Here is a 15,672-nt window from a genome sequence, read left to right on the forward strand (position 1 = left end):
AATCTATGGATAAATTATTTGTTCTTGCTCAGTGCCAAGCAAGACAGCTTATATAGGTAATTATTCTAAACTAATATTCACACTACCAATGCCAGCTTTTACATCCAGGCTAATAACATATTTAGATTCTCCGTAAAGATCATTGGTAAACACCCGGCCATCTTTGTTCAATTCAGGGGCGTTAACTGAGCCTAAAGCTCCGTTTACTTCTATCCGTATCCCAATTTCACGTGGCAACAGCAGGTTGAGCTCTCCTATCCCTCCATTGACTTCCGCATCCAGGTCATTATACCACTGACCACTCAAGTCAATAGATACTTCACCTACACCGGCATTCACTGTTAAGTCTGGCAGGGAGGTATTGGCCAGGTTTAGACTATGCTCACCTACGCCAGCATCCAGGCTTACGCTATTAAGTTTGAGTCCTCTCAGGTCTATTTCAGTCTCTCCCGCCCCTATGGAGAGGTTCAAATCCTGCCTAAGTGCATCATTCAGCTGTATGATCCAGTTATTGGCATCATCGTCACCTATATTAAAATTAAAGTTGTTGATATCAGGCTGTTCTATACGCAGCCGTCCGGTGTTTCCGGTGGAAGTATATTCAATTTCTGGCTGCCAATCTTCATGACTATAGGTAATGTCAGTATCTACCAGATTTTCAGCTCCACCTTTTACGGTCAGCCTCCCGGCTTTCATGGAGATATCGGTTTTGACAGTTTCTACTTCATCCAGCTTGATCGTCTGAGAGGCCTGTCTTACCCCTCCGTTATTCCTGGACTCACTGTTGAATTCGCAAGCCACTAAGCATGGGAGTAAAAGAAATAATAGCTGCTTATTACTCATGATAAAAGAGTTTTTGATAAGTTAGGCAAATTATTTATGACCTGCAGCATCTATTTCAGTGGCAGCGGGCTTCACCGAATGATTAGCATAACGTTCAAAAAACTCCACGATACGGTTAAGCCGGTCCATTCGCCGCAGGGGGTTTCCTGAGCGTGAAAGCTCATGCCCTTCTCCCGGATAGCGTACATATTCTACCGGTCTTTCCAAAACTTTCAGGCTTCTGTACAGCAGTTCGGATTGTCTTACTCCGGTGCGTAAGTCTGTATCGGCATGCATGATGAGTAGTGGTGTTTGAATATTGGCGACAAAGGTTTGCGGGGAATTGGCTTCCATAGCGGCTTTGGCATCCGCTTCCCAGGGATACCCTCCGAAATGATCAGGCACAAGTCTCCAGGCATTACCTTCGCCAAAGAAAAACTCCAACTCATACACTCCTCGTTGGGCAACTGCCGCCTCAAAGCGATTCGTTTGAGAAACAATCCAGGCAGTGAGGTAACCGGCATAGCTACCTCCCGTCAGGAACTGCTGCTCACTGTCTATCCAGCTGTGTTTTTGCATAGCATCATCCAGGGCTGCCAGTACATCACTGGCTGGTCCTTCACCCCAGTTTTGGTAATTTGCCCGGCGAAAGCTATCTCCATAGCCGCTACTTCCTATGGGGTTAGCATAAACCACTGCATACCCCCAACTGCACAGCAACTGAAACTCATGCCACATGCTGAATTCACCGGGGCCCCACATGGCTGAAGGGCCTCCGTGCATTTCAAGCACTACCGGATATTGGGCATTGTCCTGGCGGTTTACGGGTTCCATCAGCCAGTATTCTACTTCATGACCATCATTTTGAACGCTGAAGCGTTTGGGCTGAACAAGCTGTTTCTCTGCCAGCCAATTCTGATTGAGGGAGGTTAACTGCTGAGCATTTCTTCCTTTAGCATCTGCCATGTATACTTCATAAGGTTGGTTGACTTCGGTAGCTGCATAGACAATTACTTCCTCATGCAGGTCGTAATTGTTAACGCCAAGGTTTTCTCCCAGCACTAAATCTGTTCGGGCATTGCGCACATTGATATTATACAAAGGAACATAACCTTCATTAGAGGCGGTGAAAAATATTTCTTTGCCATCGTATCCCCATTTGATGTCACCGATACTTCGGTCAAAGTCATGGGTAAGGATTTCTGCTCCTGAGCCATCGGCCTGAGCTACACCCAGTTCAGTTTGCGCATATGTAATATCAGTCATTGAAGCAGCTGAAAAAGCAATCATTTCGCCATCAGGCGAGTAAGTGGGACTATACAGGCGCATATCAGGCATGTCCAGGAGTTGCCTGCTGCCGGAGCCATCGGCCATCACTTCCCAAAGGTCACTGTCAATGACTCTGTCTGGCATTTGCTCATAATTAATAGAGCTACACACAATGCGGCTACCATCCGGTGACCAGGAAGGGGATTGGAAATTCTGGTAACCATCTGTGAGCTGTGTGGCTTCGGCTTCTTGTTTAGCGTCTATCACGAACAGGTGCTGAAACAGCATTGTATTGTCCAGTCCCAGCTCACCCTGAAAATCCAGTCGGTTGATTACCATAGGGTTTTCTTTGCTGGCATTTTTGGCAAGCCAGGCTCGCACCGATTCCAGGTCACCATCGGGACTCAGCTGGCTTTCTTCTGTACTATCCTTTTTAAAGTCCGGAGTGTCACCCAAGGTCCGGCCCGGCCTTTCGTAATCCCATGTAGGTGTACCGGATAGCTCTTCCATAGGAATGCTGGAAGTAAAAAGGATTTTAGTACCATCCGGTGACCATTGTGGGTTAGAGGCTCCATTTTCGGTATGTGTAAGTACATAAGCTTCGCCACCGGTGAGGGGCAATATCCAGATTTGTGACTGATCTTCATGCTTTCGTACAAAGGCAATCTTGTTTCCATCAGGAGACCAGACGGGTTGGCTGTCGCTATGGTCTCCATAGGTAAGTTGCTGTACCGAAGGATTGTCATTTTCCAGATTGGCTAGCCATAGGTGGTGCAGGTATTTGTAATCCTGCTCCTCATCTTCTGTCATGCTCGTCACTATGTATACCGCTCGGTTGCCATAAGGTGAAACACGGATCTGGCTAGCAGTTTTTATTTTCAGTACATCTGAAGTGAGGATGGGCTGCTTTGCCTGGGCCCACAACATCATAGGCAGGCTCAATGAAAATAAAATGCAGTATATTTTTGCTCTCAAATTTGTGGTTAAAGTCATATTAAAAAATTAGTAAATAATTACGATTTGGGATCTGCAATATAATAAGTCCTGTCTATGTTTTGGCCACCAGTTATTGTTAAGCAAGTAAAACAGTTTGCTCAATGGATAGGAACTTATAAGGTATTAGCATTTTATTATATTCGCTGCACCAATTAGTATTATTACTTGTGAAGGGTTGTACATAAATAATTGACTTTCAGGTATCAATGCTTACGCTTGATGTTTGCAAACCCATAAGTGCGACAGAATAACCAGTCAGCTAGGGGAAAGCAGATTCCAACAAAATCGGTGAAAGTTATGAATTACGAAAAAAGCTGCTTTGCGTAAAGCTTAAAGGACAAGCTTTTTTTAATGTTGATAATAAAGACAAAAGCATTTTGACTTTTCAAAAAAAAATACAAAAATTAAAATGCTATTGTTGTTAAAAAGTTTAGATGAAGCCAATCTGTTTACCTTGAAAATGCAACTTACCTACTACCTTTCATTAGGATTTGCAGGAGCGTTACTGTTATCTTCCTGTGCGCGAGAGCCTAACTTATCTCAAGAAGAAGAAGAAGAATTTACAGAATGGAATAGCTATCTGGGTGATCCTGGCAGGTCTCACTATTCTGTTCTTGATCAGATCAATAAAAGTAACGTCACAGACCTGGAGGTAGCCTGGACTTACAATGCCGGTCAGCAAGGTAGTGGAGGCCCTGATTATATACAGGCCAATCCTCTTATTGTTGACGGTGTGCTGTATGGAGTTTCTCCCGGACTTAAAGTTTTCGCAATCAACGCGGCTAATGGAAATAAAATATGGGAGTTTAATCCTTTTGAAGGCACTGACAAAAGCAGCTTTAGCAGGGGGCTGGTATATTGGGAAGACGGAGAGAATCAGAGGATCATGTTTTCTGCGGAACAATATCTATATGCGCTGGATGCTTCGGATGGTATGCCCATTCGGGATTTTGGCGAAAAAGGCAAAATTGATCTGACCCAGGGGCTAGGTCGTGAGCTGGAAGGGCTTGTCTACAGAAGCCATAGTCCGGGCGCAGTGTACAAAGACCTGATTATCATGGGGGCACTCAACTCGGAGCGACTGCCTTCAGCTCCCGGTCATATTCGGGCCTTTAATATTCATACTGGAAAACAGGAATGGATTTTTCATACTATTCCTCAGCCCGATGAGTTTGGCTATGACACCTGGGAAGACTCCATGGCTTACCAGTTTGTTGGTGGAGCGAATAACTGGTCGGGAATGTCTATAGATGAAGAGCGAGGAATCGTCTTTGTGCCTACAGGATCAGCTGCCTTTGATTTTTACGGAGGAAATCGTAAAGGGCAAAATCTTTTTGCCAACAGCTTACTGGCTTTGGATGCAAATACCGGCAAGCGGATCTGGCATTTTCAGACAGTTCATCATGATTTGTGGGATAGAGATTTGCCGGCCCCACCTAACCTGGTGAAAGTAGTACGAGAAGGGGAGAAGGTTGATGCTGTTGCGCAGATTACCAAGTCGGGCCATGTCTACGTGCTGGATCGTGAAACTGGCGAATCATTGTTCCCTATTGAAGAAAAGCATTATCCGGAATCTGATCTGATGGGTGAACAAACCTGGCCTACGCAGCCCTTGCCGACTAGCCCTCCACCTTTTGCCCGTCAAAGATTTACTGAAGCGGATATCAACCCTTTCTCCCCTGATAAAGATTCACTCCTGGCTGTATTCAAAAAAACGCGTTCCAATGGTCAGTTTGTACCTCCCAGTACTGAGGGTACAATGATTTTTCCCGGCTTTGATGGGGGAGGAGAATGGGGGGGCGCCGGCTATGATCCTTCTTCTGGTATTTTATACGTAAACGCTAACGAAATGCCCTGGATACTTACTATGATAGAGGTGCAGGATGTCAATACCCAGGATATGGTTGTTTTGGGGAAAAGTGTGTATCAGGCAAATTGTATGGGTTGTCACGGAGCTGATTTGCAGGGGAGTAATTTTCATGGTAATGCTCCTGAACTTGTCAATGTCAAACAGAGACTTAGTCATCAGGAAATAGCTACACTGGTCAAAGAAGGTAGGGGTTCGATGCCCTCTTTTGCTTTTCTGAACGATGCCCAGATTGATGCAATTACTTCTTACTTGTTGGGAGAGGAAGCAGGTGTACAAATGCAAATGGAAAAAACGGCGGCTAATCAACCTGTAGATAAAGAAATAGGTAACCTGCGTTATAACCATACGGGTTACAATCGCTTTTTGGATTCTGAAGGTTATCCGGCTGTGAAGCCTCCCTGGGGTACACTCAATGCTATTGATCTTAATGAGGGAGAGATTCTATGGTCAGTACCCTTAGGGGAATTTGACGAACTTACAAAGAGAGGTATCCCTAAAACAGGTACTGAAAATTATGGAGGGCCGGTAGTAACAGCAGGAGGGCTCATCTTTATCGCAGCCACTAAAGATGAATATATTCGTGCGTTTGATAAAGATACCGGAGCTGAATTGTGGAAATATAAGCTGCCGGCAGCAGGTATGGCTACTCCTGCCACCTATCAAGTTGATGGTCGTCAATACCTGGTTATCGCAGCCGGAGGAGGAAAAGGAACGAAGACTCATTCTGATGCTTATGTAGCTTTTGCCCTTCCAAATAAAGAGTGATGATTGATGAATAATGATGCATGCTTATATTTTGCCATGACTAATACCTGTTTTTAACAGTCATTCTCCATTTTTTCAATAAACATTAAAAACAACCTATGCACAGCAATCACAAGAATAGCCGAAGAAATTTTTTAAGTACATTGGCAGCAGGAAGCGCCGCGTTAACCATTTCACAGCCTTCATTTGCAGAGGCCAGAGGGAAGAAGCAAAAAGAACCTGTCAGCTTTCACGTATTCTCCAAACACTTACAGTTTTTGGATTATGACCATATGGCGGAGGCTGCCGCTGAAATTGGCTTTGATGGTGTGGATCTTACGGTACGTCCCGGTGGTCATGTACTGCCTGAAAATGTGGCTCGGGATTTACCTAAGGCAGTTGAAGCTGTCAAAAAACAAGGACTACAGGCCAAGATGATGACTACCGCACTGCTTGATCCTGACAATGCCACCAATCAGACATTATTAAATACTGCTAGCGAGCAGGGAATCCAATATTACCGCACCAATTGGCTTAAATATCCCGAAAAAATAAGCATTCCTGAGTACATGAAAGAATGTCGTAAAAAACTTACGAAGCTGGCCAAATACAATCAGAAGCTTGATATTTATGGTTCTTATCAAAATCATTCCGGTCGGCAATATGTAGGTGCGCCGGTTTGGGATATTGCCCTTATTCTTTCAGAAATCAATTCTCCACATTTGGGTAATCAGTATGACATTCGCCATGCCACAGTGGAAGGAGGAGAGGCCTGGCCATTAGGTTTACAATACATACACCCCCATATCAACACAATAGTGATGAAGGATTTCAGGTGGGAAGAGAAAGACGGAAAATGGCAGGTATTCAATACGCCTATAGGAGAAGGTATGGTGGACTTTGCCAGCTACTTTAACATGCTAAAAGAATTGAACCTGAGCGCCCCGGTCTCTTTTCATTATGAGTATGAGATGCCTGAGCATGACGATAGCTTAAGCGAACAACAAAAGCTTGCCAGGACCAAAGAAGTAATGAAAAAAGATCTGACAGCAGTAAAGGAAATGATGAAAGACGCTGGTTTGATTTGATAGAGTTATGGCTTTACGCGGATATTACCATAATATTATAGCACCTAAAACTATTATACTTAGAACTAAAACGCCATAATGAGATCACTGCTTTTCCCTTTTTTTATTTGCATTATTTCTAACCTTTTTGCCCAAAATCAACGTCCTAATGTTATTCTAATCTACACCGATGATCAGGGTAGTATAGATATGAATTGCTATGGTGCTCAAGATCTGGCTACCCCAAATATGGATGCCTTAGCCAAAAGGGGTGTGAGGTTTACCCAGTTTTATTCAGCCGCTCCGGTCTGTTCTCCTTCCCGGGCAGGTTTACTGACAGGTAAAGTGCCCCAAAAAGCAGGCTTGCCAGGTAATGCTTCTTCCAGAGAGGGGCATGCTGGTATGCCTGGCGAGCAGATCACGATTGCAGAAATGCTCAAAGAAGCAGGTTACACCACCGGCCATGTAGGCAAATGGCACTTGGGCTATACTCCCGAAACTATGCCCAACGGTCAGGGCTTTGACTACTCCTTTGGCCATATGGGTGGCTGTATTGATAACTATTCTCACTTCTTTTACTGGAATGGCCCAAATCGTCATGATCTCTGGCAGAATGGTGAAGAAATCTTCAGAGATGGAGAATTTTTTCCTGATCTGATGGTGGAGGAAGCCAGCCAGTTTATAGAAGCCCATCAGCAAGAACCCTTCTTTTTGTATTGGGCAATCAATACACCACATTATCCTTTGCAGGGAGAAGAGAAATGGAGGGAGCATTACAAAGATTTACCTTCGCCGCGTAGGGAGTACGCAGCCTTTGTATCTACGACTGACGAAAAGGTTGGTGAGCTAGTCAATAAAGTGGATGAGCTTGGCTTAAGAGAAAATACCATCATCATTCTGATGTCAGACCATGGGCATTCCGTGGAAGAACGTACTTTTGGTGGAGGTGGAAATGCCGGGCCTTATCGTGGAGCCAAGTTTAGCCTATTTGAAGGTGGGATCAGGGTGCCTGCTATCATAAGCTGGCCCGCACAGCTACCTGAAAACGAAGTGCGTGAGCAGATGGGTGTGGGCGTAGACTGGTATCCTACCATTGCTGAGCTTTGTGGTGTTTCCCTCAATCAAACAGATCTGGATGGTATTAGCATAGTCCCTGTCATTCGCTCAAGTAAGGCTAAATCTCCTCATAAGACTTTTTACTGGGCTACAGGCAGAGAGCAGTGGGCAGTTAGAGAAGGGGACTGGAAACTGATTGGTAACCCTTATGATCCTACCGACAAAGCCCCGATACCCGAAAACCAAAAATATTTTCTGGTGAATTTGAAGGAAGACATTTCAGAAATGAATAATCTGGCCGAACAGCAGCCGGAGAAAGTAAAACAGATGAAAAAAATTCATGCTGAATGGGATGAGAAGTTCTCCCGGCACTAGCATATTGATATATCAAATCACTTAAAAATCAGGTATAATCCTGTCTTTTTCATTTTTCTACTGGGGCTGAATCTTTACTTTTGAAAGATTGTCAGGTGTGTGAATCTATTATTATCGTGAGTAAGCTACCTTTTCCTCTATTACCAACACTCATGCAAAGACTGCTTATTCTTTCTTTAGATCTGCTGAACCTTTGTTGTTGTCTGCGCTAATATTAGCAGGTGCATATAGGACAAGCGTAGCCTCAAAATATGCTAAAGAAGGCAATTAGCATGAATGTAGAACGTTTACTAGCCTGGCGAGGTATGCTGAAAGAGGCTGTTTTACGGCCTTGATAAACCCATACTGTATTTTGCGACAGAGGTGAAGAGCTGAATTGAAGGTATTTTCAGAAAAGGCTGGTATATAAAGTTTGTAAGCCTATTTTTGTCGCTTAAAATAATGATAAAAGCCTCAATGAATGTTGAGCCAGTTAACGTACACGCTCAACGAATTTTGTATTCTAACCTTATTTTGAATTACAAATGCAAACAACACAATTTAATGATTTGAAACGATGGCTGCCGCGTATAGCTTCAGGTGTTTTTACCCTTGTATTGATTACGCAGAATGCTTTCGGACAAGCAGGGAAGATTGACCTTAATGATTTATCTGCCTTTGAAGATCCGGGAAAAACCTGGTCAGTAGTAGCGCGTGTCTCAGCGGATCTGGAAGAAGTAAATGGATTTGAGATCACAAGAGGAAAAGGAGTGCTGGTTAACCAGCCTACTGAGCGTAGACATGGTGAAGACCTTTACACAAAACTTGAACACGGAGACATAGACCTTGAGCTGGACTATATGATGGCCACAGGGTCTAATTCGGGCATTTATCTCCAAGGCATGTACGAAATTCAGTTGTTGGATAGCTGGGGTAAAAAATACCCTTCATCCGCTGATAATGGTGGCATCTATGAGCGTTGGGATGAAAACCGGCCCGAAGGAGAAAAAGGCTATCAGGGCTTTCCGCCTCGCCAAAACGTGAGCAAGGCACCTGGCCTGTGGCAACATCTGAAGATCTCGTTCCAGGCTCCCCGTTTTGATGCACAGGGTAATAAAACAGAGAACGCCAGAATCCTTCTGGTGGAACTTAATGGCGTGACCATACATGAAGATGTGGAGTTGCAAGGCCCGACACGTGGTGCAATGGCTCAGAAAGAAGTGGCCAAGGGCCCTTTGCGCATTCAGGGGGATCATGGAGCTGTTGCTTTTAAAAATATCAAGTACACTACTTATGAAAGCGAATATCCTTCCTTATCAGATCTGAACTTTAGTTTATATGAAGGTGAGTTTGAAGAAAAACCCAACTTTGATGCGGTAGAACCAACGCTGGAAGGTGAATCTGCCGCCCTTACTTCCAACCTGCCTTTTGATTCAGACCAGGTGCTGATCCGCTATCAGGGAAATCTTAATGCCGATAAAGCAGGTGACTATACTTTTAACCTGCTGATGTCTGGTGGAATGGGTAGCCTTAGCATTGGTGGAGAGGAAGTAATCAGTGAGGCCAGAAACAATGGTAGCGCTACCGTAAACCTCAAAGCAGGCAGTACTCCATTTGAATTAACCTATTATAAATATGTGAGCTGGATGGACCCTTCCTTGGGATTGACCGTCTCCGGCTCAGCATTACGGGAGACCATCATCAGCGATGAAGATGATTTTCAGCGCAGCAATGCTGCTAACCCTATCCTTAAAGAAGCGGAAGTAAATACTACGCTAAGAAGTTTTATGAGGCTTCCCGATAATGAAATCGTAGTGCATGCTATTTCAGTAGGTAGCCCTGAACAAATCCATTATACCTACGACCTTGATCATGGAACTATCGTGCAGGTTTGGAGAGGAAGGTTTTTAGACGCTACTCCTATGTGGAACAGTCGGGGGAATGGTACCAGCCGTCCATTAGGATCGGTGCAGTACCTGAGCGAACCGGAGATGACTGTATCTACCATGAGCTCTGCCAATGCCAGCTGGAATAATGATACTACCCAGTACCGTCCTAAGGGGTATATTATGGATCAGGACAATCGCCCCACCTTCCGCTATCTGATGAATGGGGTCATGGTTAATGATGAGATCAGGGCAACAGAAGGAGGTAAAGGTATTCGCAGAGAGCTAAGCATAGAAAAGCCTTCAGATAACCTTTATGTACGCTTGGCAGAAGGTAACTCTATCTTAGCTATGGAGAATGGAATGTATGCAGTTGATGATAAGGCATATTACCTGAAGCTGGAAGGTGATGGAAACACAAAACCTACAGTTAGAGAAGTAAATGGTAAGCAGCAACTGATCATGCCCTTGCGTGATAAATTGACGTATTCTATTCTTTTCTAATTCCCAATGAGATTAATTTCAACAAAATGAAATCAATAAATATTAAGCTATCAAAGGTTTACATTCCCCTCTTGCTGATTGGAATGTTGACGATGAATTTAAATGTATTTGCTCAGGAATCTCCAAAAGAAGAAGACTATTTCAGCATCATGCGAGTGCCGGTTCCTGAAAACGTATTATTAGAAGTAGGTGGAATGGTAATGTTGCCCAATGGTGACTTAGGCGTTTCTACCCGGAGAGGAGATATTTATGTTGTAGAAAATCCCAGTAGTAATCAACCGTTTTTTCGCCTTTTCGCCTCAGGATTGCATGAAGTATTGGGCTTGACCTATAAAGATGGATCATTCTACTGCTCGCAGCGTGGTGAACTGACCCGTCTGGAAGATACCGATATGGATGGCAAAGCCGATGTGTACGAGACCGTTTATGCATGGCCGCTTTCCGGTCACTACCATGAGTATAGCTACGGCCCTAAAATAGCACCTGACGGCTCTTTCTTCGTATCGGGCAACGTAGCCTTTGGCGATGAGCAATGGTGGAGCGGTGAAAGTAGGGTGCCCTGGAGAGGATGGATATTGAAAGTGACTCAGGAAGGTGAATTAGTGCCCTGGGCTGCCGGAGTGCGTTCTCCCGCCGGTTTAGGTATGATTGATGGCGAACTCTTCTATACTGACAATCAGGGTGACTGGGTTGGTTCAGGCGGAGTTTGGCATGTAGAGAAAGGAGACTGGCTGGGACATCCTGCCAGCCTACGCTGGACCTCCAGGCCTAATTCTCCCGTCAAGCTTAGTGCCGAAGAAGTCTATGCAAAAGTAGACCCCCGGGTAGAAAAAGATGAAAACGGAAGATACATCAAGCCCGAGAATGTGCAGAATGGAGACTTCGTAACTTTATATGAACTTCAGGATGAGTTTTCTGAAATCAAGCTTCCAGCAGTGTGGTTGCCTCACGGTATTTTGGGCATCTCAAACTCTGAGATTGTAGAGATCCCTGACAATCATTTCGGGCCTTTTGAAGGACAACTGCTGGTAGGTGATCAGGGGCAAAGCAAAATTTCGCGGGTGGTATTGGAAAAAGTCAATGGCGAGTATCAGGGCGTCGCTTTTGATTTCAGAAGCGGCTTTCAGTCAGGTGTATTACGCATGGCCTGGGGGCAGGACAAATCTCTTTTTGTAGGTGAAACCAACCGGGGTTGGGGTTCTGCCGGTACTGCCGACGAAGGGTTACAAAGACTGGTCTGGAACAAGAGGGTCCCCTTTGAAATGAAGACCGTGAAGGCCATGCCTGATGGTTTTGAAATTGAGTTCACCCAGCCGGTAGACCGCAAATCTGCTGAGGATATCGCTTCTTATGATGTATATAGCTACATCTACAAGTACCATCCGGTATATGGCAGCCCTCCTGTCAAAAACAATAATGCTATTGTGAGGGGAGTAAAAGTGTCTGAAGACGGCATGAAAGCCCGTATCATTGTAGATGGATTAGAACGTTACCATGTACATACAATCCGTCTTTCAGGTGTGCGTGAGAAAGAGCATTTCTACTCTTTGGTACATCCTACGGCTTACTACACTTTAAATAATATTCCCGAAGGGCCCAAGCTACAGCTGAGTGAAGTTAGCACCTATAACTCTGCCAGTCAGCAGACCAGTGCTACGCTTCCTGATAGAAAAGAAGCGCCTAAAAATCTGGTGTCTCCCGATGGTCCCGGACAGGATAGTTCGGGGAGAGGAGCAGGAAATGGTGCTGCAAAAGCTACAGCAGGAGTAGAAGAAAAAGCTGCTCCTACCTTCGCTGAAATAGAGCCATTGCTGGCGAACAACACATGTACCGCATGTCACAATGCTGACAGTCGCCAGGTTGGTCCGGCTTTCAAAGAAATCGCCAAGCGTAAATACTCCGACGAGGAGATCGTAGATTTGATTTATGTGCCGCAGCCCAAGAACTGGCCTGATTATGCTACCGAGATGCCTCCTATGCCTCAGGTGCCCCGGGATGAAGCACTGAAAATTGCGGCATGGATTAATTCGCTAGTCGGAGAATAAGAACTTTTTAAGTTAAATTTTATGTACTAAGCCTCTTTGCCAGTTTGGGCAGAGAGGCTTTTTCTGTTTATATAAAATGCATCATTGTAAGAGGCCAGAATAACCTAAGAGGAAGTTATTTTTATGTCTTTTGAGTACCCAATAGAGTGCATTAATGCAGATGTTTCTAATTTCATTGTATTGGTTGGCAGAATGAGTAAGTCTATATAGAGCATGTCTGTGCCAATATACATGAAGCACATTGTGAGCTTAAAAAAGGTATCTGTAACAGACAGTGCGGTTTTGAAAGTGATTTTAACATAAAAATTAGATCATAGCTGCTTCTATGCCGGGAAGTAGTTTCCCTGTTCTTTTTTTGTATAACTCATTTTTATGCCTTCCTTTGTGAAAATAATATTTTACTAATTGAAATATATTTACAATAAAGGAACTACCTTTAAGTATTAATTGTGTATATACCATCTGCAGGAATAGCCTGCTGATGAATTTGCTGTTTTAGATGAATTAAGTTCCCGTCCACACGGCCCTCTTGCATTTAGGCCAGCCTTATTTTTAATAATTACGAATGACATTTAACGAATTGAATCTGATAGAGCCTATCTTAAAGGCGCTCCGTCAGGAAGGTTATAGTAAACCTACGCCTATACAGGCAAAATCTATCCCCCCTATACTAGAAGGAAAAGATCTTTTGGGCTGTGCCCAGACCGGTACCGGAAAAACCGCTGCATTTGCCATCCCCATGTTACAATTACTGGAGGAGCAAGGACCGCGAGGAAAATTCCGTAACCCAATACGTGCGCTCATATTAACCCCTACACGAGAGCTTGCTATTCAAATAGGAGAAAGTTTTCAGGCGTATGGCCGACATCTGCCCATCAGGCATACTGTAATTTTTGGTGGTGTTTCTCAAAAGTCACAAACTGATGCTTTGAGAAAAGGTCCGGACATACTCGTAGCTACCCCGGGACGCTTGCTGGATTTAATGCAGCAAGGTTTTATAGACCTGAGGAAGCTTGAGCTTTTTGTGCTGGATGAAGCAGACCGCATGCTGGATATGGGCTTTGTGCATGATGTAAAAAAGGTAATTGCCAAGATTCCTAAAGAAAGGCAAACCCTTTTCTTCTCAGCAACTATGCCACCCGACATCGTTAGCCTTGCTGACAGAATTTTGGATCATCCTGTAAAGGTAGAAGTAGCTCCGGTATCATCTACGGCAGATACTATTCAGCAGTCTGTGTATTATGTAGACAAGGGGAATAAAAAAGCCCTGCTCAACCATATCCTTCAGGATGCTGCAATAGAAAGTGCTCTGGTATTTACACGTACCAAACATGGAGCGAATAAAGTGACTAAAGATCTGGCAAAGTCAGGGATTACCGCTGAAGCTATTCACGGTAATAAGTCGCAAAACGCCCGCCAGAATGCACTGAAGAACTTTAAAAACCGCCGTACAAGGGTATTGGTAGCTACTGATATTGCAGCCAGAGGAATTGATGTAGATGACCTTTCGCATGTGATCAATTTTGAGCTTCCCAATGTACCTGAAACCTATGTACACCGTATCGGCCGTACCGGTAGGGCGGGAGCCAGCGGTACCGCCTATTCTTTCTGTGATCAGGAAGAAAAAGCTTTTTTGCGGGATATACATAAGCTTATAGATAAACGGATTCCGATAGTAGATGATCATCCTTTTCCTTTAGGGGCTATGCCGGCAAGACCTTCGGGTGAACAAGATAAGCAAAGAAGAAATCAGCCGAATCAGGCTGCCAAACCTAAGAAAAAGAATTTCAATAGGTTCTCTGACAAGAAATCCCGTAAGTGGTAAAAATAGACACCAGGTAAATAAGCTTTATTTCTAATGAATCGTGAAGATAAACTAGGCCATTCAGAACAATACTTCGGTAGATACCGGGATCATTGGTGGAATGATAGTTTTCTTATGGCTTTAGCTTCCCGTATCTCCCTGAAGCAGTGCAAGCAGATGTTGGATGTAGGTAGTGGTATGGGGCATTGGAGTAAAGTTCTTTTTCCGTTTCTGGCCGAGGCAGCAGAAGTTCATGCCGTTGACAATGACCCCGTCTGGTCTGATCTACAGGATAGCAATATTGAGTATTTTAGTCAAAAAGGGGGAAGCTTTAGCTTTGAATGTGCCTCCGCCGATAGATTACCTTATGAGGATAATACTTTTGATCTGGTAACCTGTCAAACCTTATTGATTCACGTACGTGAGCCGGAAATGGTGATTATGGAGATGAAAAGAGTATTAAAACCGGGGGGTATCGTATTGTGTGCTGAGCCAAATAACCAGGTACAGCATCTCATCAGAAATTCTTTGTCGGCAACTGCTTCCATAGAAGAAACTATGGAGCACGTAAAATACGCTCTGCTCTATGAAAAAGGGAAGAAACATTACGGGCATGGAGATAACTCTCTGGGCGACCTGCTTCCCGGCCTTATGGCTAAGGCTGAATTTGAAAAAATTGAAGTCAGAATTTCTGATAAGGCTATTGCCATGTATCCTCCCTACGATAAGCAGGAGCAGATCGCTACACTGCATCAGTGGGCAGAAGGAGGCCATTCTTCACCTTCGGGTACTGATAATAGAGATTATTTTGCTATTTTAGGTGAAGAGTATTTGGATTTTTATGACTCCTACCATAAAAAATACGTTAATAAACTGGATCAATTGCTTGTTGCTTTGGAGGAAGAGTCTTTTCATACTGCAGGCGGAGCTTTGATGTATGTGGTTAGCGGGCGGAAAAATAATAAAATCAAAAACTAATGAGTTATTTAGGTGTTTAACACACTTTAGTACTTACTTAATCAATTAATACAGAACAATTATCACAAATCAATTTATATCATGAATCACGGAACAGTTAAATTTTTTAATGAATCAAAAGGATACGGATTTATTAAAGATGATGAAACAGGAAAAGAGTACTTTGTGCACGTATCTGGTCTGATAGACGAAATCAGAGAAAATGACGAAGTTACTTACGAACTGGAAGAAGGAAGAAAAGGACTAAATGCAGTAAATGTAAAGCTTGCTTAGTTTA

At 43.9% G+C, this 15,672-nt stretch carries 10 protein-coding genes; 8 read left to right on the forward strand and 2 right to left on the reverse strand.

Annotated features, from left to right (window positions below):
* Nucleotides 1-60 precede the first annotated feature (60 nt).
* Together OKW21_RS04645 and OKW21_RS04650 are read right to left on the reverse strand one after the other, a co-directional pair.
* Entirely contained in the window at nt 61-843 is a 783-nt protein-coding gene (locus OKW21_RS04645; protein ID WP_277477770.1) for a toast rack family protein, read from the reverse strand.
* Nucleotides 844-873: 30 nt separating this feature from the next.
* Nucleotides 874-3,021 (reverse strand): S9 family peptidase, encoded by a 2,148-nt coding sequence (locus OKW21_RS04650; protein ID WP_277477773.1) that lies wholly within the window; start codon nt 3,019-3,021, stop codon nt 874-876.
* 484 nt (nt 3,022-3,505) lie between these two features.
* Between OKW21_RS04650 and OKW21_RS04655 the strand changes: the two genes are divergently transcribed.
* The 8 genes from OKW21_RS04655 (at nt 3,506) to OKW21_RS04690 (ending at nt 15,668) form a co-directional block, all read left to right on the forward strand.
* A complete protein-coding gene (locus OKW21_RS04655; RefSeq protein ID WP_277477774.1) occupies nt 3,506-5,722 on the forward strand; it encodes an outer membrane protein assembly factor BamB family protein in 2,217 nt (738 codons plus the stop codon).
* Between the two features lie 98 nt (nt 5,723-5,820).
* Nucleotides 5,821-6,789 (forward strand): sugar phosphate isomerase/epimerase family protein, encoded by a 969-nt coding sequence (locus OKW21_RS04660; protein WP_277477775.1) that lies wholly within the window; start codon nt 5,821-5,823, stop codon nt 6,787-6,789.
* 78 nt (nt 6,790-6,867) lie between these two features.
* The gene (locus OKW21_RS04665) at nt 6,868-8,199 is read left to right on the forward strand and encodes a sulfatase-like hydrolase/transferase (protein WP_277477776.1); all 1,332 of its coding nucleotides are present in this window, start codon (nt 6,868-6,870) and stop codon (nt 8,197-8,199) included.
* Nucleotides 8,200-8,723: 524 nt separating this feature from the next.
* A complete protein-coding gene (locus OKW21_RS04670; protein ID WP_277477777.1) occupies nt 8,724-10,568 on the forward strand; it encodes a 3-keto-disaccharide hydrolase in 1,845 nt (614 codons plus the stop codon).
* Nucleotides 10,569-10,594: 26 nt separating this feature from the next.
* On the forward strand, nt 10,595-12,613 hold the full coding sequence (locus OKW21_RS04675) for a c-type cytochrome (RefSeq protein WP_277477779.1): 2,019 nt from the start codon (nt 10,595-10,597) through the stop codon (nt 12,611-12,613).
* A gap of 565 nt (nt 12,614-13,178) precedes the next feature.
* Nucleotides 13,179-14,438: a DEAD/DEAH box helicase gene (locus OKW21_RS04680; protein WP_277477781.1), complete on the forward strand. Its 1,260-nt coding sequence runs from the start codon at nt 13,179-13,181 to the stop codon at nt 14,436-14,438.
* 33 nt (nt 14,439-14,471) lie between these two features.
* Nucleotides 14,472-15,395 carry a class I SAM-dependent methyltransferase gene (locus tag OKW21_RS04685; RefSeq protein WP_277477783.1) on the forward strand — a complete coding sequence of 308 codons (924 nt, stop codon included), beginning with the start codon at nt 14,472-14,474 and terminating at the stop codon, nt 15,393-15,395.
* A gap of 81 nt (nt 15,396-15,476) precedes the next feature.
* Nucleotides 15,477-15,668 (forward strand): cold-shock protein, encoded by a 192-nt coding sequence (locus OKW21_RS04690; protein ID WP_277477784.1) that lies wholly within the window; start codon nt 15,477-15,479, stop codon nt 15,666-15,668.
* Nucleotides 15,669-15,672: the final 4 nt, after the last annotated feature.

The sequence above is a fragment of the Catalinimonas alkaloidigena genome (assembly GCF_029504655.1).
GTDB lineage: Bacteria > Bacteroidota > Bacteroidia > Cytophagales > Cyclobacteriaceae > Catalinimonas > Catalinimonas alkaloidigena.

Bases quoted from the DNA above. Each gene is read 5' to 3' on its own strand.
- OKW21_RS04645 (WP_277477770.1), bottom strand. From the start codon at position 843: ATGAGTAATAAGCAGCTATTATTTCTTTTACTCCCATGCTTAGTGGCT.
- OKW21_RS04650 (WP_277477773.1), bottom strand. From the start codon at position 3,021: ATGATGTTGTGGGCCCAGGCAAAGCAGCCCATCCTCACTTCAGATGTA.
- OKW21_RS04660 (WP_277477775.1), top strand. From the start codon at position 5,821: ATGCACAGCAATCACAAGAATAGCCGAAGAAATTTTTTAAGTACATTG.
- OKW21_RS04665 (WP_277477776.1), top strand. From the start codon at position 6,868: ATGAGATCACTGCTTTTCCCTTTTTTTATTTGCATTATTTCTAACCTT.
- OKW21_RS04670 (WP_277477777.1), top strand. From the start codon at position 8,724: ATGCAAACAACACAATTTAATGATTTGAAACGATGGCTGCCGCGTATA.
- OKW21_RS04675 (WP_277477779.1), top strand. From the start codon at position 10,595: ATGAAATCAATAAATATTAAGCTATCAAAGGTTTACATTCCCCTCTTG.
- OKW21_RS04680 (WP_277477781.1), top strand. From the start codon at position 13,179: ATGACATTTAACGAATTGAATCTGATAGAGCCTATCTTAAAGGCGCTC.
- OKW21_RS04685 (WP_277477783.1), top strand. From the start codon at position 14,472: ATGAATCGTGAAGATAAACTAGGCCATTCAGAACAATACTTCGGTAGA.
- OKW21_RS04690 (WP_277477784.1), top strand. From the start codon at position 15,477: ATGAATCACGGAACAGTTAAATTTTTTAATGAATCAAAAGGATACGGA.